19 protein-coding genes, 2 pseudogenes and 1 riboswitch are annotated in these 26,268 nt (G+C 47.2%); of the genes and pseudogenes, 7 read left to right on the top strand and 14 right to left on the bottom strand.

The genetic code is table 11. The annotated features are described in order from the left end of the window. Positions 1-100: 100 nt before the first annotated feature. Both Tanf_RS14670 and Tanf_RS01430 read right to left on the bottom strand, forming a co-directional pair. Positions 101-237, bottom strand: a pseudogene (locus tag Tanf_RS14670) (IS1595 family transposase); the annotation flags it as partial. 274 nt (positions 238-511) lie between these two features. Continuing rightward, on the bottom strand, positions 512-2,032 hold the full coding sequence (locus Tanf_RS01430; RefSeq protein WP_046824626.1) for a DUF4301 family protein: 1,521 nt from the start codon (positions 2,030-2,032) through the stop codon (positions 512-514). A 222-nt stretch (positions 2,033-2,254) separates the two neighbouring features. Between Tanf_RS01430 and Tanf_RS01425 the strand changes: the two genes are divergently transcribed. From Tanf_RS01425 to Tanf_RS01400, 6 genes are all read left to right on the top strand, one after another. After that, the gene (locus Tanf_RS01425) at positions 2,255-3,337 is read left to right on the top strand and encodes a C40 family peptidase (protein ID WP_014224429.1); all 1,083 of its coding nucleotides are present in this window, start codon (positions 2,255-2,257) and stop codon (positions 3,335-3,337) included. Next, entirely contained in the window at positions 3,334-4,488 is a 1,155-nt protein-coding gene (locus Tanf_RS01420; protein WP_046824625.1) for a dipeptide epimerase, read from the top strand. The genes Tanf_RS01425 and Tanf_RS01420 overlap by 4 nt, the downstream gene beginning before the upstream one ends. A 204-nt stretch (positions 4,489-4,692) precedes the next feature. After that, on the top strand, positions 4,693-5,502 hold the full coding sequence (locus Tanf_RS01415; RefSeq protein WP_046824624.1) for a PorV/PorQ family protein: 810 nt from the start codon (positions 4,693-4,695) through the stop codon (positions 5,500-5,502). A gap of 12 nt (positions 5,503-5,514) precedes the next feature. Next, complete coding sequence (locus Tanf_RS01410) at positions 5,515-7,584, top strand: helix-hairpin-helix domain-containing protein (RefSeq protein WP_046824623.1); 2,070 nt, start codon at positions 5,515-5,517, stop codon at positions 7,582-7,584. A 70-nt stretch (positions 7,585-7,654) separates the two neighbouring features. Next, positions 7,655-8,437, top strand: coding sequence for a radical SAM protein (locus Tanf_RS01405; RefSeq protein WP_046824622.1), 783 nt, complete (start codon positions 7,655-7,657; stop codon positions 8,435-8,437). A gap of 40 nt (positions 8,438-8,477) precedes the next feature. Next, positions 8,478-8,894 carry a secondary thiamine-phosphate synthase enzyme YjbQ gene (locus tag Tanf_RS01400; RefSeq protein WP_046824621.1) on the top strand — a complete coding sequence of 139 codons (417 nt, stop codon included), beginning with the start codon at positions 8,478-8,480 and terminating at the stop codon, positions 8,892-8,894. A 753-nt stretch (positions 8,895-9,647) separates the two neighbouring features. Here Tanf_RS01400 and Tanf_RS01395 read toward each other — a convergent pair. From Tanf_RS01395 to Tanf_RS14030, 5 genes are all read right to left on the bottom strand, one after another. After that, a complete protein-coding gene (locus tag Tanf_RS01395; protein ID WP_014224435.1) occupies positions 9,648-10,766 on the bottom strand; it encodes a 6-bladed beta-propeller in 1,119 nt (372 codons plus the stop codon). 85 nt (positions 10,767-10,851) lie between these two features. Next, on the bottom strand, positions 10,852-11,088 hold the full coding sequence (locus Tanf_RS01390) for an NVEALA domain-containing protein (protein WP_014224436.1): 237 nt from the start codon (positions 11,086-11,088) through the stop codon (positions 10,852-10,854). A gap of 242 nt (positions 11,089-11,330) precedes the next feature. After that, complete coding sequence (locus Tanf_RS01385; RefSeq protein WP_041590669.1) at positions 11,331-11,582, bottom strand: hypothetical protein; 252 nt, start codon at positions 11,580-11,582, stop codon at positions 11,331-11,333. A 69-nt stretch (positions 11,583-11,651) separates the two neighbouring features. After that, positions 11,652-12,608, bottom strand: a complete 957-nt coding sequence (locus tag Tanf_RS01380) for a DUF4934 domain-containing protein (RefSeq protein WP_236684355.1) — start codon at positions 12,606-12,608, stop codon at positions 11,652-11,654. A gap of 113 nt (positions 12,609-12,721) precedes the next feature. Continuing rightward, entirely contained in the window at positions 12,722-13,036 is a 315-nt protein-coding gene (locus Tanf_RS14030) for an NVEALA domain-containing protein (protein ID WP_074449656.1), read from the bottom strand. A gap of 183 nt (positions 13,037-13,219) precedes the next feature. Between Tanf_RS14030 and Tanf_RS16610 the strand changes: the two are divergent. Continuing rightward, a pseudogene (locus tag Tanf_RS16610) lies at positions 13,220-13,300 on the top strand (YjbQ family protein); the annotation flags it as partial. A 295-nt stretch (positions 13,301-13,595) separates the two neighbouring features. Here the strand turns inward: Tanf_RS16610 and Tanf_RS01375 are convergent. The 7 genes from Tanf_RS01375 to nrdD all read right to left on the bottom strand — a co-directional run bounded on the left by Tanf_RS01375 (position 13,596) and on the right by nrdD (position 25,884). After that, positions 13,596-15,245: a SusD/RagB family nutrient-binding outer membrane lipoprotein gene (locus tag Tanf_RS01375; RefSeq protein ID WP_046824651.1), complete on the bottom strand. Its 1,650-nt coding sequence runs from the start codon at positions 15,243-15,245 to the stop codon at positions 13,596-13,598. Positions 15,246-15,259: 14 nt separating this feature from the next. Beyond that, entirely contained in the window at positions 15,260-18,382 is a 3,123-nt protein-coding gene (locus Tanf_RS01370; RefSeq protein WP_046824619.1) for a SusC/RagA family TonB-linked outer membrane protein, read from the bottom strand. A gap of 137 nt (positions 18,383-18,519) precedes the next feature. After that, positions 18,520-20,238, bottom strand: a complete 1,719-nt coding sequence (locus Tanf_RS01365) for an FAD-dependent oxidoreductase (RefSeq protein ID WP_046824618.1) — start codon at positions 20,236-20,238, stop codon at positions 18,520-18,522. 13 nt (positions 20,239-20,251) lie between these two features. Then, positions 20,252-21,655 carry a sugar porter family MFS transporter gene (locus Tanf_RS01360; protein WP_046824617.1) on the bottom strand — a complete coding sequence of 468 codons (1,404 nt, stop codon included), beginning with the start codon at positions 21,653-21,655 and terminating at the stop codon, positions 20,252-20,254. Positions 21,656-21,658: 3 nt separating this feature from the next. Further along, positions 21,659-22,768, bottom strand: coding sequence for a DUF4434 domain-containing protein (locus Tanf_RS01355; RefSeq protein ID WP_046824616.1), 1,110 nt, complete (start codon positions 22,766-22,768; stop codon positions 21,659-21,661). 528 nt (positions 22,769-23,296) lie between these two features. Beyond that, positions 23,297-23,755 carry an anaerobic ribonucleoside-triphosphate reductase activating protein gene (gene nrdG / locus Tanf_RS01350; RefSeq protein ID WP_046824615.1) on the bottom strand — a complete coding sequence of 153 codons (459 nt, stop codon included), beginning with the start codon at positions 23,753-23,755 and terminating at the stop codon, positions 23,297-23,299. Continuing rightward, complete coding sequence (nrdD, locus tag Tanf_RS01345; RefSeq protein WP_046824614.1) at positions 23,749-25,884, bottom strand: anaerobic ribonucleoside-triphosphate reductase; 2,136 nt, start codon at positions 25,882-25,884, stop codon at positions 23,749-23,751. The genes nrdG and nrdD overlap by 7 nt, the downstream gene beginning before the upstream one ends. 75 nt (positions 25,885-25,959) lie before the next feature. After that, positions 25,960-26,165: riboswitch (cobalamin riboswitch) on the bottom strand. Positions 26,166-26,268: the final 103 nt, after the last annotated feature.

Genomic DNA, 26,268 nt, shown 5'->3' with positions numbered 1-26,268 from the left:
AGAGCAACTTAATTCTTACTTCTGGTGGGGATATCTATTGATCTTAATCATTTTATCTTGTTGACAATCTGCTCCTTCTGTGTTTTTTTGTATAATATGATTATCCGTATTTATCAGACTCATTTTTATAAGTTACGCAATTTGCTAGCACTCTTCCAAAGAGTGCTTCTCCCAATATCTTCGATTAAACTTATAACAGAATTCATCGAGATAATTTTGCAGAAATTCGGGCTCAATAGAAAATCAATGGAACGATAATCATTATTTTAGGTTAATAATATCGAGCTTTGCATGATGGAAGAAAACATGTTGCATGGTTCCATATCGGCCTTGAAAAATCGATGAACAAGTTCTTTCCTTGTCCGATGACATCAACTTCGAGTCCAAAGGGTTCATAAAACATCTGTCACCTAAAAACACACGCGTCATCGAATTCCTGACAACTTCATATACCAAGATTGATGCCGGATTAGGTCGAATTTACGTTGTTTAAGGGCTATCTTCTTGTTCTTTATTGATGTTGCGGACGAAGCAGATCGTTAACAGTCTTAACGGGGTTGAACGTTTCGATCGGCACTTCGACAAACACCGTATTCCAGTCGCTCATGGCGCCGTTCCATAAACCCGGCAGCTCGAGTGCTTTCAGCTCGCGTCCGTCTTTGCTTTTCTGCGAGATAAATCCCGTATTCTTGTCGACGAAATCCGGCAGGTTATATTTCGTCCCGTCGGGACTTTTCAGGGCGCAAACAAGATCGACCGGATTAAAGTGCGTTCCCTGCTCGAAGAATTGACGGGCTTCGGGTTTCTCCATATCAATCTGTGAGCTTTCGAGAATCTGCAACGAAATAGTCTTATCAGGATTGACGGCAAAGAAAGGCCCTCCACCCGGTTCGCCCACGTTCTTCACCATACCGCACACGCGCAGCGGGCGCAGTAACTTTCTTTTGATGTAAAGGATCACTTCTACATCTTCGAGGTACTCCAACTCAGGATTTTCGATGCACAATTCATCTTCGACAAAGCGGATCATCTCGGCCACCTGCTCCGGCGTATAGCAGCCGCTTTCAATCAGTTTCAGGTAGTCGGCAATCCGGGATTGCAGATCGACGAGTATTCCGGCCAGAAGCTGTTTGTACGTAACCGTAGCGTCTTTGAAATGGTCGGGCACCACGTTGTCGATGTTCTTGATAAATACGACATCGGCATCCATCGCATTCAGATTGCCAATGAGTGCCCCGTGCCCTCCCGGACGGAATACAAGCTGTCCGTCGGCATCGCGAAACGGTTCATTCTTCATATCCACGGCTACCGTGTCGGTGCTGGGCTGCTGCGTGCTGAACGACACCGAATAATGCACCCCGAACGCTTTCTCGTAGGCCGGCGTCGTTTCCTTGACTAATTGCTCAAACAACGGCTGATGTTCGGGCGAAACAGTCAGATGGATATGTACCTCGCCTGTCCGGTTCTTCGCATATAATGCTCCTTCGACGAGATGTTCCTCAAGCGCCGTCCGCACACCATCCGCATACGCATGAAATTGCAGCAAGCCTTTCGGCAGTGCTCCGTAATTCAGTCCTTTTTCTTCGAGCAGATTACTGACGATCGCCTTGTATTGACCCGCAGCCAGCAGCGATGGAATATCCTGCCTCTCGTTTTGCTGGCAACAGGCATCGAGTAATTGATAAAAGGCAAATCGCCCGATTTCGTCGAAAAATTTCTTCTCAAAGGGAGTTGTGGGAACCTCGTACGAGGCGGACAGGAAGCTAAACAAGTCTTTAAACATGCGGCTGGCTGCCCCCGAAGCCGGTACAAATTTGAGTATTTTCTTGTTCTCCGCCAGATACGCTTTCCAGCGGTCGATGTACTGTTGACGTGCCTCGTCCGAGATCGAGCGGATCCCTTTCGCGACCGACGCCGACGCTTTGATCTCCAGAAATGGAAATCCCTGCACAAAACGATCCAGCTGCTCCTGTAAACCAGTTTCCGTAATCTTCTTTTCAGCCAGTAACTGAAGATCATTAGATGTTAACATATTTTCCTTCTTACTCTATGATTCGCTCACAAATTTACATAGAAAATCCGGTTTCGGATGTTTGTGCAGGGATTTTTCTTTTCAGACTGTGTCTTTTTTCAGCCTATTCACTTTTCTCCTTTCTTGACGACCGGAATTTTTCCTGTTAGCTTATTTTATCTCGGATTTTTTGTATTCGTAAAATATGCCTTATCTTTAAAGCCGTTTTTTTGCGGATAGATCATGAAACGGTTTCTATATTTTATTCTCGCGTTCCTGTGCTTCGCCTCGCTGACAACAGCAGAGGGAAGCCTCTTCGCAACAAAAGATACGGTACGGCAAACGCCTCAAGACACCGTTCCCATACGCCGGCTGACCCTTCAATCGCTGCCTGCCCCTCTTGAGCCTTCCGCCGCGATGGATGAACGGACGTATGGCGTGGTGACGCTTTCGGTCGCCAGCATTCGCACACAAGGCAGGTATCCTGCCGAGATGGCGACTCAGGCGCTGCTGGGCACTCCCGTCCGTATCTTGGAACGGCACGACGGATGGTTGCGCATTCAAACACCCGACAATTATACGGGATATACGAAATCCGGCAACGTGACTGAGATGAGTGCCGACGCTTTTGCAGCATGGACAGACGCCCCGAAAATCATTTTTCTGGCTCATCACGGCTTCGCCTATTCACGCGCCGACCGTAAGTCGCCTCCTGTCTCAGACTTGGTGGCGGGCAATATGCTCCGCCTCGAAGGTAAAAAGGGAGCCTTCTATCGCGTCTCATATCCCGACGGACGAACGGCTTTTGTCCTGAAAGCCGAAGCACAGCCAATGGATGAATGGCTGAAGCATATCCATCTGACGGCTGAACGTGTTCTTGCTACGGCACAATCGTTTATGGGCGTACCTTACCTTTGGGGCGGCACATCGTCGAAAGCGATGGATTGCAGCGGTTTCGTAAAGACAGTTTTCTTCCTTCACGGACTCATCCTGCAACGGGATGCGTCACAGCAATGCGTCACCGGCGAGCAGATCGATATCACGAACGGATACGGGAATCTCCGTCCGGGCGATTTGCTTTTCTTCGGAAAGAGCCGAGACCGTATCCGTCATGTCGGGATTTATCTGGGCAACGGCGAATTCATCCATGAGGCTACCCAGGTAAAGGTCGGCAGCCTCACCCCGTCTGCTCCGAACTACGATGTCCTGAACGCGTCGGAGTTTGTACGTGCCTGCCGTATCATCGGCGCTCGCGAATGGTCCGGAATCAGCACGATTAAAAATAATCCGTATTACCAAAACCCATGGAACAAACAAAAACAATGAAACAGAATCGCAGGAATTTTCTGAAAACGGCTGCGTTCGCAGCAGCGGCAGGCAGTCTGTCTCTCGACTCATCGCATGCCGCACCGTTCACCCTGATGCGGTCAGCAGCTCTCGACGGCAAAATGAAACTGACATTCGAGCCGGTCGATTTACAGCTGAGATATACGTTCACCGTATCTACTTATTCACGCACCATGACGCCGACCGTCCGCACAAAAATCGAATACGACGGCATGACGGGATACGGCGAAGCCTCTATGCCCCAATATCTGGGTGAGTCGCAGGCTTCGGTATGCGCTTTTTTGAAACGGGTGGAGTTAGACCGCTTCCGCAGTCCGTTCGAGATGGAGGATATTCTGACGTATGTCGATCGCCTTGGCGAAAACAATACGGCCGCAAAAGCAGCCGTCGACATAGCCTTGCACGATCTCGTCGGAAAACTCATGGGGCAGCCGTGGTACAAAATCTGGGGATTGAATCCCGATCATATCCCTCCGACGACATACACGATCGGCATCGATCAACCTGAGGTTGTTCGTAAAAAGACGAAAGAGTATCTTGACAAATTCCGTATCCTGAAAGTCAAGCTCGGGACGGAACATGATAAAACGATGATCGAGACGATCCGTGAAGTGACCGATATTCCGCTGGCCGTCGATGCCAATCAGGGATGGACAGACAAGCATCAGGCGCTCGATATGATTCTGTGGTTGAAAGAAAAAGGTATTGTGATGGTAGAACAACCCATGTCGAAGAAGAAGCTCGACGATCATGCATGGATCACGGAACATAGCCCGCTGCCTGTCTTTGCCGATGAGGCCGTGCAACGACTGACGGACATCCCGCGATTGAAAGATGCATACAGCGGCATTAACATCAAGCTGATGAAGTGCACCGGACTGCGCGAAGCCTGGAAGATGGTCAACCTCACCCGCTCGCTCAATATGCGAGTGATGATCGGTTGCATGACCGAAAGTTCATGTGCCATCTCAGCGGCGACCCAGCTCGCTCCGGCTGTCGATTTCTGCGACCTCGACGGTAACCTGCTCATCCAGCCAGAATCGGATTGGTGCCGCGGTGCAACATTGCAGGATGGCATCATGAAACCTACCGATAAACCGGGCATCGGTATCGACGTTCGCAAGAAGTAAAAACCATTCATCCACTTTTACAAGACGGCAATGAGATCACAATAAAAGAACGGCCGCCCTTTTTCAGGACAGGAGAATCAGACGGCTGAATGTTGAAAACGAACCGCAGCCACAACAAAAAACACCTGAATAATTAAACTATTTACGTCTCTTGATTGTTTTTATAAAAAGGCTGTATAGAGTTGTTATCAAACGGATTTTATCATGAAAAAGGGGGTGCTGATCATTGTTTTGGGGTCTGTTTGCTGCTTTGCGGAAGCGACCGACCGGCTTCGTCCGTCCGATACCCGTACCGCAGGTATGGGAGGACAAGGCGTTACCCTCTCGGCTTTGTTGAACCCGTCGTTGCTGGCCTTGATGCCGAAGCGCGAAATACGTGCCGATTATTTCAACCGTTACGGCATCAAAGAGCTGGGTACGCTCAGCGGGGGACTGTGCTATCCGAATGCCCTGTTGCCTTTCGGCGCTCATCTGGCTTCGTTCGGTTATGACGAATACCGCGAGAGCATGTTCCGCTTTTCGGTTGCGAGGCGGCTGAGTCGTCTTTGGTCACTCGGTGTCAGCCTGCAATATATCCTCTTGCAGTCGGAGTTATTCGAGCGTGATATGGCCCGGATAGCCGTCGATGTAGGGGCGGACTTCCATCCGTCCGACGATTGGCTGATTGCCGTGTCGGTCATGAATTTCCCGTCTGTCTCGCTCGAAGACCGTGAGACGGACAGCAAGGATTTCGTGATGCGAAGCGTTTTGTTGGGTATGAATTATTGGGTGGCGGAAAAGGTTCTGCTGACCGTCGGGGTAGAGACTTGCGAAGAGACGCCGTTTTCTTTTTCCGCAGGAATGGAATATGAAGCATTCTCTGATTTTCGGATCCGCAGCGGAATAAGCACTCATCCGTTCCTTCCGTCGGCCGGTGTGAGTTATACGCTCGTCGGTCTGACAGCCGATGTGGCCTTCTGGTATCATCCCGTACTGGGTGCGGGTTCCGGTTTCGGACTTTCTTTCTCATTCTGAATATGATGGAGTATGGAACAACGAGGGTTTATCTTTGGGCTGATCTTTTTCCTGATTCTTTGCTTCTGCGCAAACGGTCAGGATGAGCGAACGAACGAGCGATGGAAAGAATATATCCAGCAGTTGGCCGAAGACGAGGAAAACAGCGAGCGACTCGAATCGCTGTACTCCGAGCTCTCGTATCTTGCCGAGCATCCGATTGATTTGAACACGGCTACAGCCGAATCTCTGCGACGGCTACCCTTTCTTTCCGATGCACAGGTGGAGGCGATCCTTTCTTACCGTCAGAAATACGGTGCACTGCTGACCGTCTACGAACTGAAAAATATCGCGGCGTTAGACCATCCGACCATCGAAGAGATAGAGCCTTTCGTGTATGTCGGCGAGGCCGGCCGGAAACAACATACAATCAATGCCTCTAACCTCCGAAAGCATGGTTTTCATCAATGCATCGCCGAATATCGTCGCACGCTGGAGCAGAAGCAGGGCTACCGTCCGCAGCCCGACAGTATATTGCAGCGTTACCCTAACCGGATATACCTCGGCGAGCCGTTTTACCATTCACTGCGTTACTCTTATACGTTCGACGAACGTATTCAGGCCGGGTTCGTGGCGGAGAAAGATGCCGGCGAGCCGTTTGGGAATGCCCGTCACAAAGGATATGATTACTATTCGGCTCATCTGCTGTTGAACGATATGAAGAAATGGCTCAGGACGTTTGCGGCGGGCGACTATAAAGCTTCTTTCGGCCAGGGATTGGTGCTAAGCCATGATTTCATTCCCATACGCACCACCGTATTATCCTCTTCCGGCTATCGCAGCAACGGCTTCCGGCGCCATTACTCGACGAACGAACACGATTTTTTTCGTGGCGTGGCAGTTACCTTCGTATGGAAAAACTGGACAGCCAACGTGTTTTATTCGCGCCGTAAAGCAGATGCTTCGACCGACAGCACCATCATCACCTCGTTCAAGACCGATGGCCTGCACCGCACGGAGAGCGAACGTAGCAAACGGCATGCGGTAACAACGCAAACCATCGGAACAAACATACGTTATGCCGCGTCCGGCTCTCATATCGGACTGACGGCCATTACGTACAACTTCGGACCTCATACGGTCGAGCCTCCGGCGAAGCCTTACAATCGTTATCTTTTTCACGGGAACCGAAACGTGAATGCGAGTGTCGACTACATGTTCCGCATAAATACACTGAAAGGGTACGGAGAAACGGCTTTGTCGCGCAATGGCGCCTGGGCGACCCTGAACGCACTGCAATGGACACCTTCCTCCTCCGTCAAAGGAATCATTCTCTACCGTCGCTACGCTGCCGATTATCAAGCCTATTTCGCTCATGCGTTTTCGCAAAGCAACGATATACGGAATGAGGAGGGCGTATATATCGGCTGGGAGCTTACGCCACCCGTTGGCTTTTGGAAAATAACCGGCTATGCGGATTTTTATCGTTTCCCGTGGATGAAGTTCGGGGTCGATGCACCTTCGTCGGGTACCGACTGTCTGTTGCAGGTCGATTATTCGAAGCTGGAGCATCTGGACTTTTATGTACGTTATCGCTACCGGCGACGCGAGTCAAATCATACGGTAAAGGGGCATCCCGAAACAAAAATCCTCCCGACGCGTCATCATCGCCTGCGTGCCCAAATGTTATACCATCCGACTCCCGAATGGTCGTGGAAGGCCGCCATCGATGCCTCGCTTCTTACTCCCGAAGCAAAAGCGACAAGTCACGGATGGATGGTTTCGAATACCGTCGGGTGGAAGCCTCAAAGGTTTCCTCTCCAAACGGATTTGTTTATCGCTTGCTTCCGTACAGATGATTATCAAAGCCGTATCTATTCGTACGAAAAGAATCTGCTTTACGCTTTCAATAGCACTTCGTTTTACGGGAAAGGGATGCGCCTGTCGACTGTCTTGCGTTATTCGGTCGGATATCGCTTTGTTATAGCCGCTAAAATCGGGTGGGCCCATTATTTTGAAGGTGAGCATATCGGCTCGGGACTTGAAACGATCGACGGCCGAAACCGCACCGATGTTCATGCCATGATCCGCTGGAAATTCTGATGAAAAAACTTGCATATATGGCTCCTATTCCTGAAATTTGCGCAATGTACAACCCGTAAAAGAAAGAAATTTGTCGACGATATTATTTCAACAGATCGTATATGGCCCGGTACACAGCCGTCGCCTGGGCGTGTCGTTGGGCATCAATGTATCGCCTCTCGACGGAAAACGCTGCTCATTCAATTGCATCTACTGCGAATGCGGACTGAACGAGAACTTCCCGGCGAAAAGACCGGCCCCCAAACGCGAAGACATACGGAATGCCCTCACAGTCAAGTTGCAGGAGATGGCGAAAAAAGGTGTGCGACCCGATGTGATCACGTTCTCCGGTAACGGAGAGCCGACGATGCACCCGGAGTTCGCGGGGATTATCGACGACACGCTTGCCGTCCGCGATGCGCTCTGTCCTCTGGCTAAAGTGGCGGTGCTTTCGAACTCGACCATGTTGCATAAAGAGGAAGTGATGAACGCTCTGCTGAAGATCGACGAGTGTATCATGAAACTCGATTCCGTGAACGATGAACGGATGCGGCAGATCGACGATCCCGACCGGCGCGACTTCACCTGCGAAAAACTCGTCCGCCAATTATGTCGCTTCGACGGACGGCTCGTCGTTCAAACGATGTTCCTGCGCGGCCATCGCGATGGCGTGGCGATCGACAATACGAGCGATGAGGAGGTGGCGGCATGGATCGATGCGCTGAAACAAATCCGTCCCTACAAAGTGATGATTTATACGATCGACAGGGAGACTCCGGTACGTACCCTCGAAAAGATTCCGAAGGTCGAACTTGATGCGATTGCCGACCGCATACATAAAGAAACGGGAATAGAAGTTTCCGTTTCCTATTGATATTTAACTTTATATCACCGAACAAACGGTTAGAAAGAATATGAAATCGTACAGAAAAGAATTATGGTTTGAGACACCGACGCGCCGGGCATTCGTGAATATCACATCCGAGATCGAGCAATGTCTGGCCGAAAGCGGCATACGCGAAGGACTGCTGCTCTGCAATGCGATGCATATCACGGCCAGTGTGTTTATCAATGATGACGAGAGCGGACTGCATCATGATATGGAGCTGTGGCTTGAGAAACTTGCCCCCGAAAAACCGTATAGCCAATATCGGCATAACGGATACGAGGATAATGCCGACGCTCACCTGAAACGTTCGGTGATGGGCCGGGAGGTGGTCGTGGCCGTGACCGACGGAAAGCTCGACTTCGGGCCGTGGGAGCAGATCTTCTACGGTGAGTTCGACGGCAAGCGGCGCAAGCGCGTCCTGGTAAAAATTATCGGAGACTGATTTCCTCCCTCACTCTTCGTTGATCGTTCTTTGGGGTGGTCATTTGATACGATATCATTAAACCCGGATTACGCGATACCCTGTTCGGCGTTTACCATTAATAATGGACGTACGAATGTACGACAATGGTTACGTCAGGCTTACAGCCCTCCGCCGAGATGCGATGCCTTTTTCCCCAACGCTTCGCATTGGGCTGAATGATCTCGCCCTTTCAGGGCTGTTTTTCAATGGTTAATGGTTATTTTCCAAATACATGGTTCGGCGTGTTCCACGCATAACAATTAACCATTGACTATTGTCCGAAAGGGCTGAAAAGCCCTAGTTATTTCAGCCCCATCCCGCGCAAGGGTGGGATACCGATATCCAGACCTTGTTCGGAGGGCTGAAGGCCTGAATTAAATTCATTCTTATTTCTTCTATTGTGGAATCCGGGATAAATACAATAGCTATCTCATTGTTCAGTTTTAGAATTAGAAAAAGAAGTTTTAGGGATTTCTCTATCATATGTATTGCCTTGCTATAACATCCCTTTTCATTTGAACCTTGCTAAATAATGCCTTATTCTGCTATTATAACCTCACACCGCATAAGCTTCCGCCTTTGTTTGAATATGTTTTCCATTAGGGAGAAATTCTCCATAACTCTTCTGATAGTTCGACAATCATTAAAATGGAATCAATAGCAACCATGTCAGTCGGACGCAAAACATCGGAATCGAAGTTAAGTGTCATACCGGTAAATTTTAATTTTACTTTAATCCACCCTTATCTTCAGAAGTTTTCCAGGCTCACCAAAAAAGAGACAGCCGTCTTTCATGGAAACCAAAGAGCCTAAAGATTCCAACGTATTCTTATCGACTTTAAACAATTTATGAGCTGACAGGTCATTATATCTAAATTTCATCACATAAAAATCATCTTTACAGAAAAAAGAAACAGCCACATCGTTACCCTCCGAAAGCATATTTGTGGAATAAATCTTTCCATCTTCTGCAATACTGCGCATTAAATCCAGCGGGTTATCTTTTTTCACATCCGAAAAATCAGGCCATAAATAATGAAAATCTAGTTCACAAAGCACTTCGGCTTGTCCACCATAACATTTATAAATTCTCGGTTCAACAGCCGGCAAGTACAGAATGGTATCATTCGAAACTCTTGCAAACACATTATAGCTTGCAAATGTCACATTCTCTACTTCGGGAGGCACTGGCAAAACTGATTTTCTGGAGTCTCCATCCACATATATCAGCTTATCCTTATTCGAACCATACGCCACATTACCACGGTCATACCACACACCGCCAGAGTTGCCACTCTCACAGAAGAAATGATTCGCTTGAGCCTCGGCATCGTCTTTATATAGGAATGTGAAATCCTGATCCAAATATATTCGCTGAGAGGTGGAATAGGTATCAAGAAGCACTACTCCTGAAGGTATGACATTGAAATCTACAATACTAATAAACTCATTCGGGCCATTCCCTCTTTTAGTATATGAATTCACAAGCGCACCTCCTGAATCATACAAATAAAGACCGGGGTCCTTCCATGAGTCCAGAATCAGTATCGAATCTCCCATCCATTCAAGTTTGGTTATATTCCCGGGAAAATGACTTGACATGGAATCATTTAACATAAGTACATCAATAGATAATGCCGCCTCCTTCAATGGCAGGGCATCATCAAGATTTACACTCATCATACCAGATTTCATGTCTGAACCTCTTTTTGTGCAGGATAATATCATCAGTGACATCATCATACCAGCCACACTGACTTTTAATAATCTCATGCTACGTTTTATATAAATATGTTTTTGTTCCAAACTCATCAGATGGAAAGAGAATATATACTTTAATTCTCTTTCCATTCAGCATTATAAAATACGAGTAAATCAATCCGTTTTTATAATCATCCTCAAAACAGAATGATTAAACGTCCCCTCTATTTATGGATTACCATGGGGTTCCAGGACAGCTGGCACCGCCATCAGGATCACATCTCCAATGGCTCGGAGAATAAACCGTCACAATCCATCTTCCATTCCCGATCTCATTATCTGCCAAAGCTTCCACATTTTTCAATGCCATCTCCGGAAGATCGGCCTCCTTTTCCATGCTCCGGTTCACTCCGTAGCCTGTAGCTACCATTACTGCGAGGGCAAAGATCCCTCCTAAAATTTTTGTCTTCATCGTATTTTGTTTTTAAAATTTGTTTTGCAAACATATGGCATCTTTTTGGTGTATCCAAATATTTTTTTGTTTTTATTCTTTTTTTAACTATTTGGGTTTATTGTTTTGTCATCTAAGCGATTTTGTTTTTCTTTTGAAATTGTTTCTGCAAATGTAAAGATTTTGCCGTACTCATCTGCTTTTTCTTTCTATTTAGCAGGGTTAACGCATTTAAATTTTCAACAACCTCAATCACTGAAAATTCAACAATTTAGTTTTATATTATCAAAAACATCAGAATAATTAAAAACCGCATTCTCCTGGAACTCAATTGAAATAGTTTCAGCAGCAGACTCTTTTTTGAAAATATTATCTGCATCAATCTGCCTAAGGTTGTTCTTACAACAAGAGAGAGACACTATTACCAATACGATTGTCGTAAGATACATGATCTTTCTTTCATGGGCATCCGGTTTATTCACATTCCAAGCTGCAACAGCAACAATTACAGTCACGATTGGTTTTTGATCCTAAAAAGAGAACTCATTATGAGATAGTCTTTCTTCCATACGATCTCAACCCGGTTAAATATCATAAAACAACAAGACATACGTTTCTTCATCATCAATTAGATATTCTTCCAACATAGAGTTTTCTTTTACATCTTCATATAAACAGCAGCCAACGAGGGTATTCTTGTGAGACCATTGAGGGAAAAACGGTAATTTCCCATCCAAATATTTCACCGTACCGGTTTCGGATTGGCCGGTTTCCGTATTGATAAAACTATAATATCTTTTTCCATCAAGCAGCAAACTGACTATGATCCTGTTTTTTATCAAAAAATAATCAGTCGGGATCGCATAAGAAGATTCATAGATATTAAAACTGTTTACAGGTTTATCTTGAGGAATAGTGTATTGGCCGAAATCTACTTCATAATAAGACTCGTCTTTCATGCTCGTCTTTCGATATAATACATTTGTAAATGAGTCATAGAAATACAAAATCCCGTTTTCGTTCATTGTGAAATGGTTTTTTGTTCCCCAATTAAACATATCACGATGATATTTATCCTCTTTAAATGGCATGATTTTATCCAGCACAGCCCCATTTAAGTCCAAACAAATAAATTTATAATCATAGTTCGGCGATTTTGCCAAATTGTAAACAATAAGATTGTCGTTATGACACACCAAGTCTCCACCTGCAAAGCCTATGCCTGTTGTATTTATATAGTTAAGGCTTTTATCATAGCACAAAATTCTCTGTGTCATCTGGTCTAACAAGAAAATATGCTTCTCATTGGATGCTATAGCGATGGGATGAACATATTCTCGATTTCCTCCTCCCCGTCCATGCAATGTTTTTATGTGTTTACCACTTATTATATCAAAGCTATGGATAGAAGATGCGTTCTCATCTAAAATATAAACAGTGTCTCCTATGAAACATAGATCGTTCACGCTTCCAATAATCTCCTCGTTTTGAGGTTGTAAAGGAAAGACTCTTATGTTTGACACAAGTGATTCAAGTTTCATGTTGTGATTACGAAAATCCGTTCGCATAGTATATTTTGCAATAAGGTTGTTTTCACCTGAATCAGAGCATGAAATGAACATGCAACATGAAACAAATATTGAAATCCATTTCATCACAACAGACTGCTACAACTTGAACAAGAATGCGAATGCCATGATTTATTACAACCGGGACCTTGGTAGCTGCAGGCAGAATATCGTCCTGTCGTATTTCCATTGTTGTCAAAACAAGGCAGATGCATCACACAGCAACAATTGTCACCGCCACCCTCTCCTTCACTTATTTGTGCCAATGCTTCCACATTCTCCAATGCCAAATCTTTCATTACCTCCTCTGTATGGTGACTGTTATTATTTTTAACGATATTTGTTACTGCAACAGCAGCAATTACAATCACGAAAATTGTAGATAAAATTTTCTTTTTCATATTAATTAATTTTCGATTTATGAGTAAATTAAACTCTTTATCATGCTTCTCTTATAAATAACGTACTAAAATTATTTCAAAGAAAATGTGTTTATTTTATACGTGCAAACAAGCTATTCTTTTTTTATGATTATTTATAAAATATACACAAGGCGGCAATAAAATGTAAGAAAGCTCGACTTCGGGCCGTGGGAGCAGATTTTCTACGGTGAGTTCGACGGCAAGCGGCGCAAGCGGGTACTGGTAAAAATTATCGGAGACTGATTCCTCCTCCTGCTTCGTTTGTCGTTCTGCCTACTCGGGACATTTACGAGCAGCAATAATACGTTCCGAACGTAGCCAAATCACGTTCCGAACGTGATAAAGGTATTTCCGAAGTGGGTAAAATCAGGTTCGGAACGTATCATAATGGATATCCGAAATACTTTGAATACGTTCCGAACCACCCTAAATACCATCCCGAATCTATCGGAATATGGTTTCTGACGTATTACAGCGCAAAAAAAATACCCAGCAAATATAAATAACCTGCCGGGTATTTTATCCGTGCTTCGTCGTATTATTTATATCGTCCCGTGTCCCACCAAACACGAACATTCATGCTCTTTGGGTCGGAGTTCTGTTTGTTATTGAGTGCAGCCTCGGACGCATGAGGGTTCAGTTTGATTTCGTCGTCGAGGTAGCGTAATCGCTTTACGAACTGTCCCTGCGGGATGGTCGTGCTGTTATTCACCTCGATCGGACGGATTCCCTGACGTTTTCCATCATACAACGGATAGCCTGTACGACGGAACTCTGTCCAAGCTTCAATAGAGTTGGGATAGATACCGATCCATTTCTGTGTAATGATCTTACGGAAATTATCTTCCTTATCCGTTCCCCATTTCACCTCTCCTCCGGCAATGTATGCGTCGTCGTTATCTTTCGAGTAGAAAGCGGCATCAACACCGCTGCGTGCCTCGGCAAACGAGGCGCGGATTCCGGCTTCGTAATTCGCTTTCGCATCGCCTGCGCCGTTGTAGCCGAACAAGGCAGCTTCGGCTTTGAGGAAACATACTTCGGCATAGTTAAAGATGATCATGGGGATGACTACTGTCGGCGATTTTCCGTTGAAGTCGGCAGCCGTGCTTCCGCTCTTCACCGTTCCCGCCTCCGATTTGTTCCATCCGGGATATCCGCGCGAACCCCATACGCACGAGTTATTCAGGTAGTGATACTGATTCACGAACGTGTTACGTCCGTTGGGAATACCCTGCCACTCGGCCACAGGTATTTTATTTTCCGAATCCTGAAATTTAGTCCCATAGAGCCAAGCCTGTGTCTTACCGAACCACAGTAAGATACGGGGATCGGTTACGGAACTTTCATAAAGCATCATGTCGATCATTGTTTTGCTGACACGAAACTCATTCCAAAAAGCAATCGTGTACAACGAATGTCCACTGTTTGTTTTTGCCTGTGCTACTCCGGCATTGTCCTGATTCCCTTCAAACAGGGGCGCTTTTAGTGCCGCTTCGGCCTCGGCTTTCGACTTCTCCGGGTCGATGTAACGCAGGCGCATCGCAAAACGCAGGCGGCAAGCATTGGCCAACTTGATCCATTTTTTTACGTCACCTTTATAGATGATGTCGTTCGCACCCGGGTCCAGTTGGTTCGTATTGCTTGCCAACAAACCGGATGCTTCAGTCAGTTCCTTAAATATATCGTAATAGATGTCCTTTTGCGAATCATATCTCGGGGTGATTTCGCCTGTTGCTGCGTTGAAATAAGGCACATCTCCGAACATATCGGTCGTACGCGCGGCCCCCATTGCCGAAATGATACGCATCATTTGATAAATATTACTGTATTCGGGATGTCGATCCAGCATGGCTTTCGTCTCGTTTAAAGGTTTAGCCAAATACGTATAATACGATTTCCAGAAGCCGTCGTTCGCCCAGTTATCTTTCCATTCGTAATTTGCGGTGGCAAAATAAGTCGCTGTATTCGATACGTATTGCGCATAATCGTTGGTGTATAGGTTATTCCCCACCTGATACTCCCATGAGCGGCAATTGAAACCGTATTCTTCCATCTTAGTCAGCAGCAAGGAAGGCGTTACTTCGGTAGCGGCCAAGGGATTTTTGTTCATACTGTCGAAGTTTCCGGTACAACCTGCGATCATTCCGGCCAGTATGCAAATGAAAGTTATATTCTTTATTCGTTTCATAATCGTAAATACCATTAAAATTTAACATTAAGAGAGAAGCCTAAAGTGCGCGTCGGAGGCATCGCAGCATATTCGAATGCTTGTGCATAATCGGCACGAGAGAATGCAAACTCCGGATTCATCGGAGCTTTTTTGTAAAGATAGAACAAATCGCGTCCTACGGCCGAGATTTTCACACTCGATACCGGCAATCCCGAAAGCCATGCTTTGGGCAGCGTATAACCGATGGCCACCTCACGTAACTTTACGTAGGTTTTGCTGTAAAGATGCGCTTCACCCAGCCCGTAAGAGCCACCGAGTCCCTGATAGTACTCTTCCAATCCGATCTTCGTCGTGTTCTTTTTCCCGTTCTCGTTGACTCCATCTACGATGATATGTCCTGTCGGGAAATCGGCCGAGGCATTATCACGTTGTCCTGCACGTTCGGAATTTCCATAGAAATCGGCATAGGAGCTGGTAGCCGAAAGGAAGCTGCCTCCGTAATTGACATCGATCAAGGCATTCAGTGAGAATCCCTTCCAGGTCAGTAACGAAGCGAATGATCCCGTCCAGTCCGGAGTCATATTGCCGAGTACCTGATTCGATTCTTTCTGCGGCAATCCGCTCTTTTCGTTCACGATGATATTGCCATTTGCATCGCGTTTATACGCAGTCGAAACAATATCGCCGTAGCGACTGCCTTCACGGGCTACTACCTTACCCATACGTGTTTCACCAATCACGAACTGGGTCAGTCCATCGGCCAGTTCAACACACTCGGTACGATTCTGTCCCCAGTTCAGCGTAACATCCCATGAGAAGTCTTTCGTTAGCACGGGTGTACCGGTCAACATAATTTCCCAACCTTTACTGGTCATCTTACCAGCATTGATCAGTTTCGTCGTATACCCCGACGATCCGGGCATGGTAACGGAAAGTATTTGGTTGGTTGTGTTCGACGAATAGTACGTCAAATCGAGTCCCAACCGGTTGTTGAACACGCGTAGCTCCGTACCCAATTCCCACGATGTTGTATTTTCGGGTTTCAGGTCGAACAACGGGAAGGTAGAAGAAGAATTGGCGTTGATGATGTTGCCGTTCGTCTTATTCAGCTCATACGTGTTTACTAATTTGTATGGTTCGGTATCGTTACCTACCTGTGCCCATGATCCGCGCACCTTCCAATACGAAACGGGTTCGGGCAGATGGAACATCTCAGACAAGATACCCGACAGGCTGACCGACGGATAGAAGTATGAACGATTATCAGCCGGAAGGGTCGAAGACCAGTCGTTACGCGCCGTCACATCGAGATAGGCCATGCTTTTGTATCCTATGGTAGCATTTCCTAACACGGAGTTTACGCGCTTTTTAGAGTAATTCTCCGATGTAGTCTGATTATTACCGTTGGCCAAAGCAGCCAGCCCGGGCAACGTGTAATATCCGGACGAACCGTTCAGCGAACTGAGTTTACGGCTTGTCGTTGCCGCACCGAAGTTCGCCAATACACTGAAATCGCCGAAATGTTTGTCGAAATTGAGGATCAGGTCTGCATTAAACTCTTCATAGTTGATCATACCTTTATGATACCCAGTCTCTGTAATCGTGTAATTATAGGATGTCTGACTGGTTGATTCGTCGTTATACCAGTCTAATCCCACACGGCCGGTCAGTCTCAGGTAATCCGTAATTTTTGCTACGGCCTGTACCTTTCCGAGTAGACGGTTACGCTGTTCTTTTGCCCCATTCTCCGGCTTCACCAATGCGTAAGGATTGAAAATCGTCGTACTCGTACCCGACCAGTTCGCCACATTGTTATTTATGATGCAATCTTCCAGATCCTGTAACCGGACATTGCGTGGCATAAATACAAACTGTTGCATGACTCCGTATTCGCCCAGACGCGGCCTGTTCAACGCTTTCTGGCGCATAAAATTTACTTTGGCGCTCAGGTCAATATACTTGCTGCTCCATTGCGAGCTCAGGTCGTAATACTGGCGGTTTAGCGAATGATTCGGCGTGATGCCTTCATTACGTGAGTCGGTAAAAGAAAAGCGGGACTGCATTTTTTCCGTACCTCCGGATGCAATGATTGAGTTCGTATAATTCACCCCCGTACGATAGAACTTGTCGATGTAGTTGCCTTGCGATTCGAGTGCGTAGTCCGGCGCATCTACTTGTCCATAAAGTGTTTTTCGCCAATTCTGCACCATCTGGCCTTCCATCTTTGGCCCCCATGAGCCTCCTACCGCTGCCGGATCATATTTTCCGGCCGAACCTTGTCCGTATGTGTTCTGGTACTTGAACGCGTCATAAGCAGCAGAGAAGGTCAAGTTACCGTTGTATTCGATTCTCAGATCGCCGGATTGTCCTTTCTTCGTCGTTACGATGATCGCACCGTTCTGGGCACGCGAACCGTACATAGCAGCGGCGTTTGCTCCTTTGAGGACCGAGATCGACTCAATGTCTTCCGGATTAATTTCGGAAGCACCCCCTTCGGCATCACGACCTCCCCACTGATCGGCTTTCTGGTTTACATCATCGCTGATGGGAATCCCGTCTACCACCCACAACGGCTGGTTGTTTCCACTCAACGATGTCGTACCGCGAAGAACTACACGGGTAGAACCGCCAACCCCTGTAGCCGACTGATTAATTTGCACTCCCGCCACTTTGCCTTGCAACATGTTGGCGACACTCACGGAACGGTTCTCCGTGAGCCCTTCCGTCTTAATCTCCTGCATCGCATAACCTAATGCTTTCTTTTCGCGCTTAATACCCAGTGCTGTCACAACGACCTCATCGAGTAACTCCGAATCTTCAGCTAACGATACATGTATAACAAGTTGATCTTTTACAGGAACTTCAACATTCTTAAAACCGATAAAAGAGATAACCAGTATGTCGCTCGAGGATACTTGAATGGAAAAATCGCCATCCACACCCGTTACGACACCATTCGTCGTGCCTTTTACATACACATTCGCACCGATAATCGGCTCACCCGAACGGTCTTTTACCGTCCCTTTGATCTCTTTTTGCTGAGTTATGACCGTTACTCCAGCAAACTTCTCCGCATGCAATATCGAAACAGGAACTCCCATCAAACACGATAGGAGTAATACGCTCGATAATCGCTTTTTTACATTCACATTCATTTTCAATTATTTTGTTATTAGTGATTTAGCTTCTTTTATGTTAGCCAGACTATTAATCAGCTTTTTTGACCGACAAAATATTAGCCGAAAAACAAATCGTTCTTCGGCCATATCTGAAAATCTTTGGTTTATCCTGCTTACACGCTACTATTCTTCCATCCGATTTCCGCGCCCTGCGCTTGTATCCGTTGCTGAAAGTCGGAGAGAAGCGTTCTGTTCTCACGCACGGTGCGCGGAAGCACTTTCTTCTCCTTGGCATAGGCAAGGAGCATTCCGACCGCCTCACCGACACTCCATTCAACCGGATGCAGACGGTAACAACCGTTTGTGATATGGGTCGTCCCGATATTTTTGCAGGCCGGCAACAAGTTATCAACCCGCTGCGGGATCAAGGCGCCCAAAGGTATCTGAAACGGCAGCGAATCTATATCAATGTAATTATCTCCGCCGAACGACGGATGAAGATCGATACGATAGTAGCCAATGCCGATACTGTCGTAGAATTCGGCGGCTCTGGTCTCTCCCGTAGCGAGCTTGCGATTTTCCTTCCCGACATGCTCTTCCGTAACCGTAAACAGGGCTTTGATGCGTCGCGCCTCGCGTATGTACGGATATTTAGCCATCCCGTCGTCGGTGCCGAGCACGTCGCCACGCAGACGTAACCCGGGCCAGCCCATACCTCCGTCAGGACGTGGAGCTTCTGTCTGCAACCAATAGAATAGCGACAAGTTCAGCTGCTTGGCCTGAGCAATGTGTTTTTCAAATTCCACCTCAGGCACATCGAGCAAGTTACCGAGCAGATAGTCGTTCTGAGGCCAATTGACAATCGTTATATCGCCGCTGTACAATCCCGGTGTAAAGTTTTTACGGGAAATGATCCTCCGGTAATTCCAGAGATTGAACACGCGGAGCTCCTTCCCTTCGGGATGGAAACCGGTCTGTCGTGTTTTCAGCGTAATCGGATCGGGATAACTCAGGTCGATCAGACGCCCCGACCAGGCAGGTTTCAATGAAGGGATATAATCGTGCCAGAAAGCATAGTCTGCGGGTTTGTCAATCGTCAGATTGGCCCTCGGCACATAATCCATCGCGAAACATACGGTAAATGCCTGGTTGTTCATCGGCATTGCTTCGGCTGCGGCATGCAGTTCGTTCGTTTCCGACTTCGCCTCTGCCCCGGTCACATATTCCGTTTGGGTCAACGGCAGCAAATCGCCGCATTCGGTGGCATCGACAAAATAGGGGGCGGACAGCGCCATGGAGTGTCCCGTCTCCTTACAATACACTTCGACGGCACGTATTGAATCGCCTTTCATCTCGGCATAGCGAGCCTTATATCCTAATAGGAGTTTAAGCTTGCCGGTGCTCAGATAAGGCAAGAGCATCTCTGTCAATACGGCCTCTGAGACGATCGGTTCATGACAGAGGCGGGATACGAGTCCGTCGCCCGGGTTGAGGAATTCACAAGCTCTCGCTTCGTCGGTCAACGGATAATTACGCCGGTAATATTCACGGACCTTATTTCGGAAAGTACGATACGAAGCCGATGCGCCGTGTGTCTCGATCCACGGATGTTCATCGGGAGGAACGCCTTGCTGCGATACCTGCCCACCGATCCAGTCGGTCTCTTCCGTCATAACCACATTCAAACCGTTGCGACATGCGGCCAGCGCCGCGGCACACCCTCCAAAGCCGCCACCGATAATGACGACATCCGTCTGCAACTCATCTGCTTCTCCTTCGTTAGCCGAAAAATAGACTTTATTAATAAAATTCAATGATTTAGTATTCGATAAAGACCATAAGCTACCGCTTCCGATCAATGCGGCATAAGTCAAAAATTGTCTGCGTTTCATGAAATCTCTTCGATTATCTTTTCCAATATTTTTCAATTTCTTCCAGTGTCTTTCCGGTCGTTTCCGGAACCAGTTTCCATATAATTAAAATGTAAGGTACACACATGATGGCGAAGAGGAAGAATGTCCCCGCCGGTGTCAGATTCTGTAACATCCAAGGTGTCAACTGCCCGATCAGATACGTACCGATCCACAAAGCAAATCCTGCGATCGACATAGCCAGTCCGCGCACTTTCGTCGGATACATCTCGGAGAGCAAAACCCATACGACAGCACAAATCGAAACGGCACAGCAGAAAATATACAGCAGGAAGAACGTCAGCAGGAAAAGGCTCGAAACACCGAGCGCTTCACCGTACATAAAATACAGTCCGATAAGCAATAATGAACCGATCATTCCCGATACACCATAATAAACGAGCTTCTTGCGTCCTACCCGGTCGATAATCACTAAAGCCAGCACCGTCGTCAACATATTCACCAGGCCAACCAGCACCTGGTAGAACAACGAGTCGCCTCCGGACAATCCGGCATTTTCAAAGATGGTCGGACCGTAATATAACACGGCATTGACCCCCATAAACTGTCCCAGAATCGCAATGCCGACACCGATCATGACCGCTCTAAAGATCCCCGGCGCAAACAGCACCGACCATTCGGACTTTCCTTCGGAAGCGACGGATTGTTTCGTTTCGCCGGCCTGCATCCGCACCTCTTCTTCCGAAACGTACACTTTCCGGAAGATGCGATTCGCGCATTCATCATTCCCTCTCAGAATGAGCCAGCGAGGACTCTCGGGGATTAAGAAAACGATCAGAAGGAAAAGTGCGGCGGGAAAGGTTTCCATCCCCAACATCCCACGCCATACTTCGTCGATGAAGACTTTATCAAAGAATGTCGCGGATGAGGCAGCCTGCAAGTGACTTTCCGCATATCCGAGAAGTTGGAAGTTAACTAAATAAGCAGCCAAAAAACCGACCGTGATGGCCAGCTGATAGAGCGAAACGAGCCTCCCGCGGTATTCGGCAACGGCCAGCTCGGAAATATACAACGGCGAAATAATCGACACCACACCAATACCAACTCCCCCGATCATCCGGTAGATCACCAATAGATTGAAGTCGATACACACGGCACAGCCGATGGCCGAGACCGTAAACAGTACGGCGGCGAGCAACATCGTCTTTTTCCGGCCGATCGCATCACCCAATACTCCGGCGAATGCGACGCCCGTAATCGAGCCGATCAGTGCGCAGCCTACATACCAACCTTGTTGAATGGTGTCGAGTTCAAATTGGAGGCTTACCTGCGAAACGGTACCGGAAATCACGGCCGTGTCATATCCGAACAGAAATCCGCCGAGCGCCGCCACCACCGACAAAAAGATCAAATACCCGAGATGAACGTTCGATCTCATGGCTTATCCGATTTCAAAATATTCCTTGTAACGGTCATACAGGTGGCCGGCTTGCGGATAGGCCGACTGCGGACTCATGAAATGAGAAAACTCAAATGTGATGGCTTTGTCGTATCCGGCACGCGCTGCCGCTTCAAGCTTCATCCGTAACTTATCGAATTTGATCGGCAAGAAGCGGATCGGCATGTCACGGTCGAATGATTCGGCGTTCGTCCAGCACTTCATGCCGTATTTGTCGGCCATCTTTTTATTGACCTCAAAAAATGCGTCCAGCTCGTCGTAATCGATATGCCCGTCCTGAAAAGCACATGCGTCTACCACATCGCAGATGCCGGAGAAAATCTCGCTCCACTCTTTTTCGTGCTCCTGTACTGAAACGGCGTCCGCCTTGGTCAGGTTGCCGCCACTAGCCATTACGGCCTTCTTTCCGTCGATCCACGGCGAAATAAAAGTCGGCAGCCCACCGGAAACATCCTTACACTGCTTACCCATGGCATGAAACGCGTCGATTGCCCCTTTCGTCTGACGACTGATTTCGCCGCTGATATACCAGCCGCCGAAACTTTTATATTTTCCGTAGTTCTGCCAGACCTCGTCAATCACATATTTATTGTCTTCGATTTCCCAGCTCAGGTCGCCCGTATCCCAGTACCGCCCGGAGTCATACAATCCGAAATAGTACTTCATGCCGTACTTGTCCGCGAGGCGCAGAAACATGTCCACCAGATCGACCGAAGGCATATAACAACCTTTGCCCAACAAGTATTTTGACGGATAAGTAATAAATTTACGATAACCGGAACGTATTTGAATAACCGTATCGATTCCTATCTCCTTCATGTGGCGGAAATCTCTGTCCCATTCTTTTTCTCCCCAGTTTTGGTGCGGGATGTCATGCGAAATTTCGTCCAAAAAAGTACCGGTAATTTTCAATCCCTGTGCTTTCGGAACAATCAGACGGCTCTCAAGCGTCAACGTCTGTTCTTCATGATGTTCATGGGATGATTCACTTTGCGACTGTTTCGTACATCCCGACAAAGCCGGAACAGTCATCGCCGAAACACCCGCTACTGCGGCCTGCTTTAAAAATTCTCTGCGATTATTTACCTTCATTGTTTTTCATTTTTACCGCAAATATAAATATCTTTTTATTAACTCCGGCCGAAATAATAAACAGGATTCCTGTTTTTAGGACGAAAAATAAACTACTTTATTAAGAATGATCTTCATTCTTTTGAACGTACATGACACAATGGAATTAAAGTAGCAAAATAGTTGAGAGTAGCCATTTACGATTTATATTATGTCAGGTTTTCAGCCCTTATAAACCCCGCAGAGGCGGTGAGTTGTTGATTCGTTGACATGTTGATTTGTTGGCTGCCGCTAATGAACAATTACGAATGCAAATGAACGCGAATGAAATTTTTATTGAGTTAAAAAAATATGGTACGCACCGTAGAGACGCAATTCATTGCGTCTCTATAACATGTACCCTGCATGACAATTAACCATTAATAAATAGGGGGCGAGATCATTCAGCCCAATGCGAAGTGTTGTGGAAAAAGCAAGCCCCTCGATAGAGGGCTGTAAGCCTGAATTATATTTATGGTAAGCGGTTAAGAGAAGTGTCTTGGTGAAGCTCTACAGTGACGGATATGCCATAGGAATCATTTCTCCGTCGTCGGTAATTCGATAAAGTTTTTGATTGGTCGTAGGTGAAGAAAGAGGCCCCAAGCGCTCAATGTATGGGCCTAACTTAATGTATTGAAAGTGGTGAACGGGAAAGTCGGACGGCAGTGCGGGTCGTCCCGAATACCATCCGACTTTGATTGTTGCTGTTTGTTTCACAAATGCGGCCAGCCGTACTACTTCGTACGGATCTGCATCCCCTCCCATAAAGCACAGGCAGGTCACTGCGTTTCCGTAACAGCCGAGCAGCCCGGCCAATACTTCTTCCGTCAGCGGTTCACCCTGATCTTCCTGCAGCCACAGACTATGGCAACCCGGACAGCCGTTCGGGCAGTTGGAAAGATTCAGGGCGAGCGTCGTCTCATCGGGTATTTCACGAAAAACGATATCGTAGCTGACGTATTTCAACATGACATCTCATGGACAACCGCCTTCTTTTCCGTCGACGGTTTCGCCACATGGGCCTTTTCGTAATATCGCTTCGCCGCTTCTTTCTGCCGTGCAAGTGAGAAGTTGCTCACACGTTTCATATAGCCGATGACACGTGTCAGATAATCCACCTGCCGGCTATGACATACCGGGCAAGCCTTAAGATAACGCTTGTCGATATGGCCGCATTCTTTGCATAGCGTGTTCGGAATGTTAAACGTGAAATAATTACATCCTTCGGCTGCGGCAACACGCAGGAGCTGGCGATATTGCGTTTGTGAGAGATGTTCGTCCAGATTGGCATGGAGTGCCGAGCCACCGGTCAGGTGCTCGATATATTTACGTCCGTGCAGACGAAATTTATCGATCAGGTTCAGCGACTCGTCTTCGACAATATAGAAATAGCTGTTATAACAGTCGCGCGGAACGATGAAGCCGTCTTCTTTGTCCCACTTGGCATGCTTGACACCTACATTCTCGGCTGGGATCATCTCGCAGTTGAACATCACTTCGTTCGTACGGTACTTCTTATTGTAACGTTCGATAAGCCCGAGTACTTCCTGCACAAAAGCCGTGTATTGCGGATTGTCGCTGATCTCGATGCCAAGGTATTCGGCCGCTTCGACGAGTCCGTTCACGCCGATGGTCAGGTATTGCCGGTTCATATTGATGTAGCCGGCATCGAAGAGAGGCAACATGCCTTTGGAGTGTAACATCTTGAGGTTCTCGTTGTAGCCAAGCTGCACCTTGTGTACCAGGTCGACGATGTCTTCGAGGTACATCATGTAAGGGATGCTCCGTTGGTGTGCATACTGTATGCAACGGTTGAGGTTAATGGTCAACACGCTTTTCGAGCCGGTTGAGACACCTCCCGCTCCGAGCGTATAGCTGAACCCGTTGTCCTGTATCTCGTTACGCAGCCGGCAGCAGCTCGAAAGCGAATCGGCATTGTCGCTGATATACGTAAAGAACGAATGTCCTTCGGCATACATCTCAGCCGTGAAATCACCGTATTCCTTATCTTTTACATCGCCGTCTTCGGTAAGTAACGCCATCGTTTCAACCGGGAAGGTCAACACGGTCTTGGTACGTTCTTTATTGAACCATTTCATGAAGCGTTTCTGTAACCAGCTGAGCGATTCCCAATGCGGTCGACTTCCATCGGGAAAGACGAACTCACCGAAGAGGCTCTCGAAATAGTAACGGTCGTAGTAAGCCACGTTCCAGAAGACCGCCTGAAAGTTACGCGCTCCTGTCGGTTGATTGATCGAATAGACAACCTGTTCGAAGCAATCGGTGATCACTTTGTCGATGCTACGCCGTTTGAGCGACAAATCGGCATCGCGGTCGGGGTGCAGGTAATAATCTTCGCCATATTCCTTTTGGATGAAATAGTTCATATACATCAGGAACTCGGGTGTGGCACACGCTCCGGAGAGCATGCTTGAAACGATGAAAACCATATTCACGAAGCCTCCGCAGAACGATTTCAGGTTGCTTGGCGCCGTTGAATTTCCGTCGATCGATTTTGTACCGCCGATCAGCCACGGGTACATCGTGATGCTCGCGCAGTAGTTGGCAAGACTCGTTTCGTCGTTCTTGTAGATGAAATGACGGTTGAGCAACGAGAGGTATTTATCGGACAGTTCTTTGCCGTACATCTCCTTGAGGCGGTCGGTCAGCAGGCGGCGATTCAGACGGATGAAGTTCTGTTTGGGCAGTTCCCCGATCAGCGTGGCAATGTTCTTGTGCTCCACATTGGCGTTGGCGTCGAACTTGCTTCCCGTGGCGGCGTTCTTCGCATCGCAGTAGTTCATCAGGAAAGCCAACTTGTCACGCACTTCGCGGTCTTCAAGATGCTTCTGTCGATAAAGGATATACGATTTGGCTACTTTGTAGTAGCGTTCACACATAAGCGCCGTTTCGACCTGATTTTGAATCTCTTCAACCGACATGCCATCTTTGATCTGTACATGCCCGAGGATGGATGTCAAGTCTTCATCCGACGGGAAACAGCCGACCGAGAGGAAGGCCTTGGTCACAGCATTCTTGATCTTGTCGATAGAAAAAAGTTCTTTTTTTCCATCACGTTTCGTGATAAATGTATCCATCTGTTCCTGTATTATGATAGTGTATGCAAAATCTGCTCTTCTTTGTATATTCTTCCACCCGAGAACTTACAAATTCTTATTTCGTGTATCACGGCAGGTCTTCTGACTTGTTCCAGACGTCGCGCCTTCCCGCTCCGTCGCTGACGGGAGCAGTGGCCATAGATAGCGCCGTCCACATATGGCGGAACTTACAGCTACGGGGATAGTTCCGGACTTGCACCGGATTCCCATTTTCATTCCTTGTTGCGTCGGGCAACGCGGAAACCGTTTACGTGTACAAAGGTAGGAAATTATCAATAGCTCCTGTCCGGTAGCTGCCGAAAAAGTTTTCAACAAACCCGCAATCAATGTATTGATGCAGTCTTTAACGATTTTAAGATTTTC

The sequence above is a fragment of the Tannerella forsythia genome (assembly GCF_001006485.1).
GTDB lineage: Bacteria > Bacteroidota > Bacteroidia > Bacteroidales > Tannerellaceae > Tannerella > Tannerella forsythia.
This window is presented reverse-complemented; position numbering and strand designations above follow the sequence as displayed.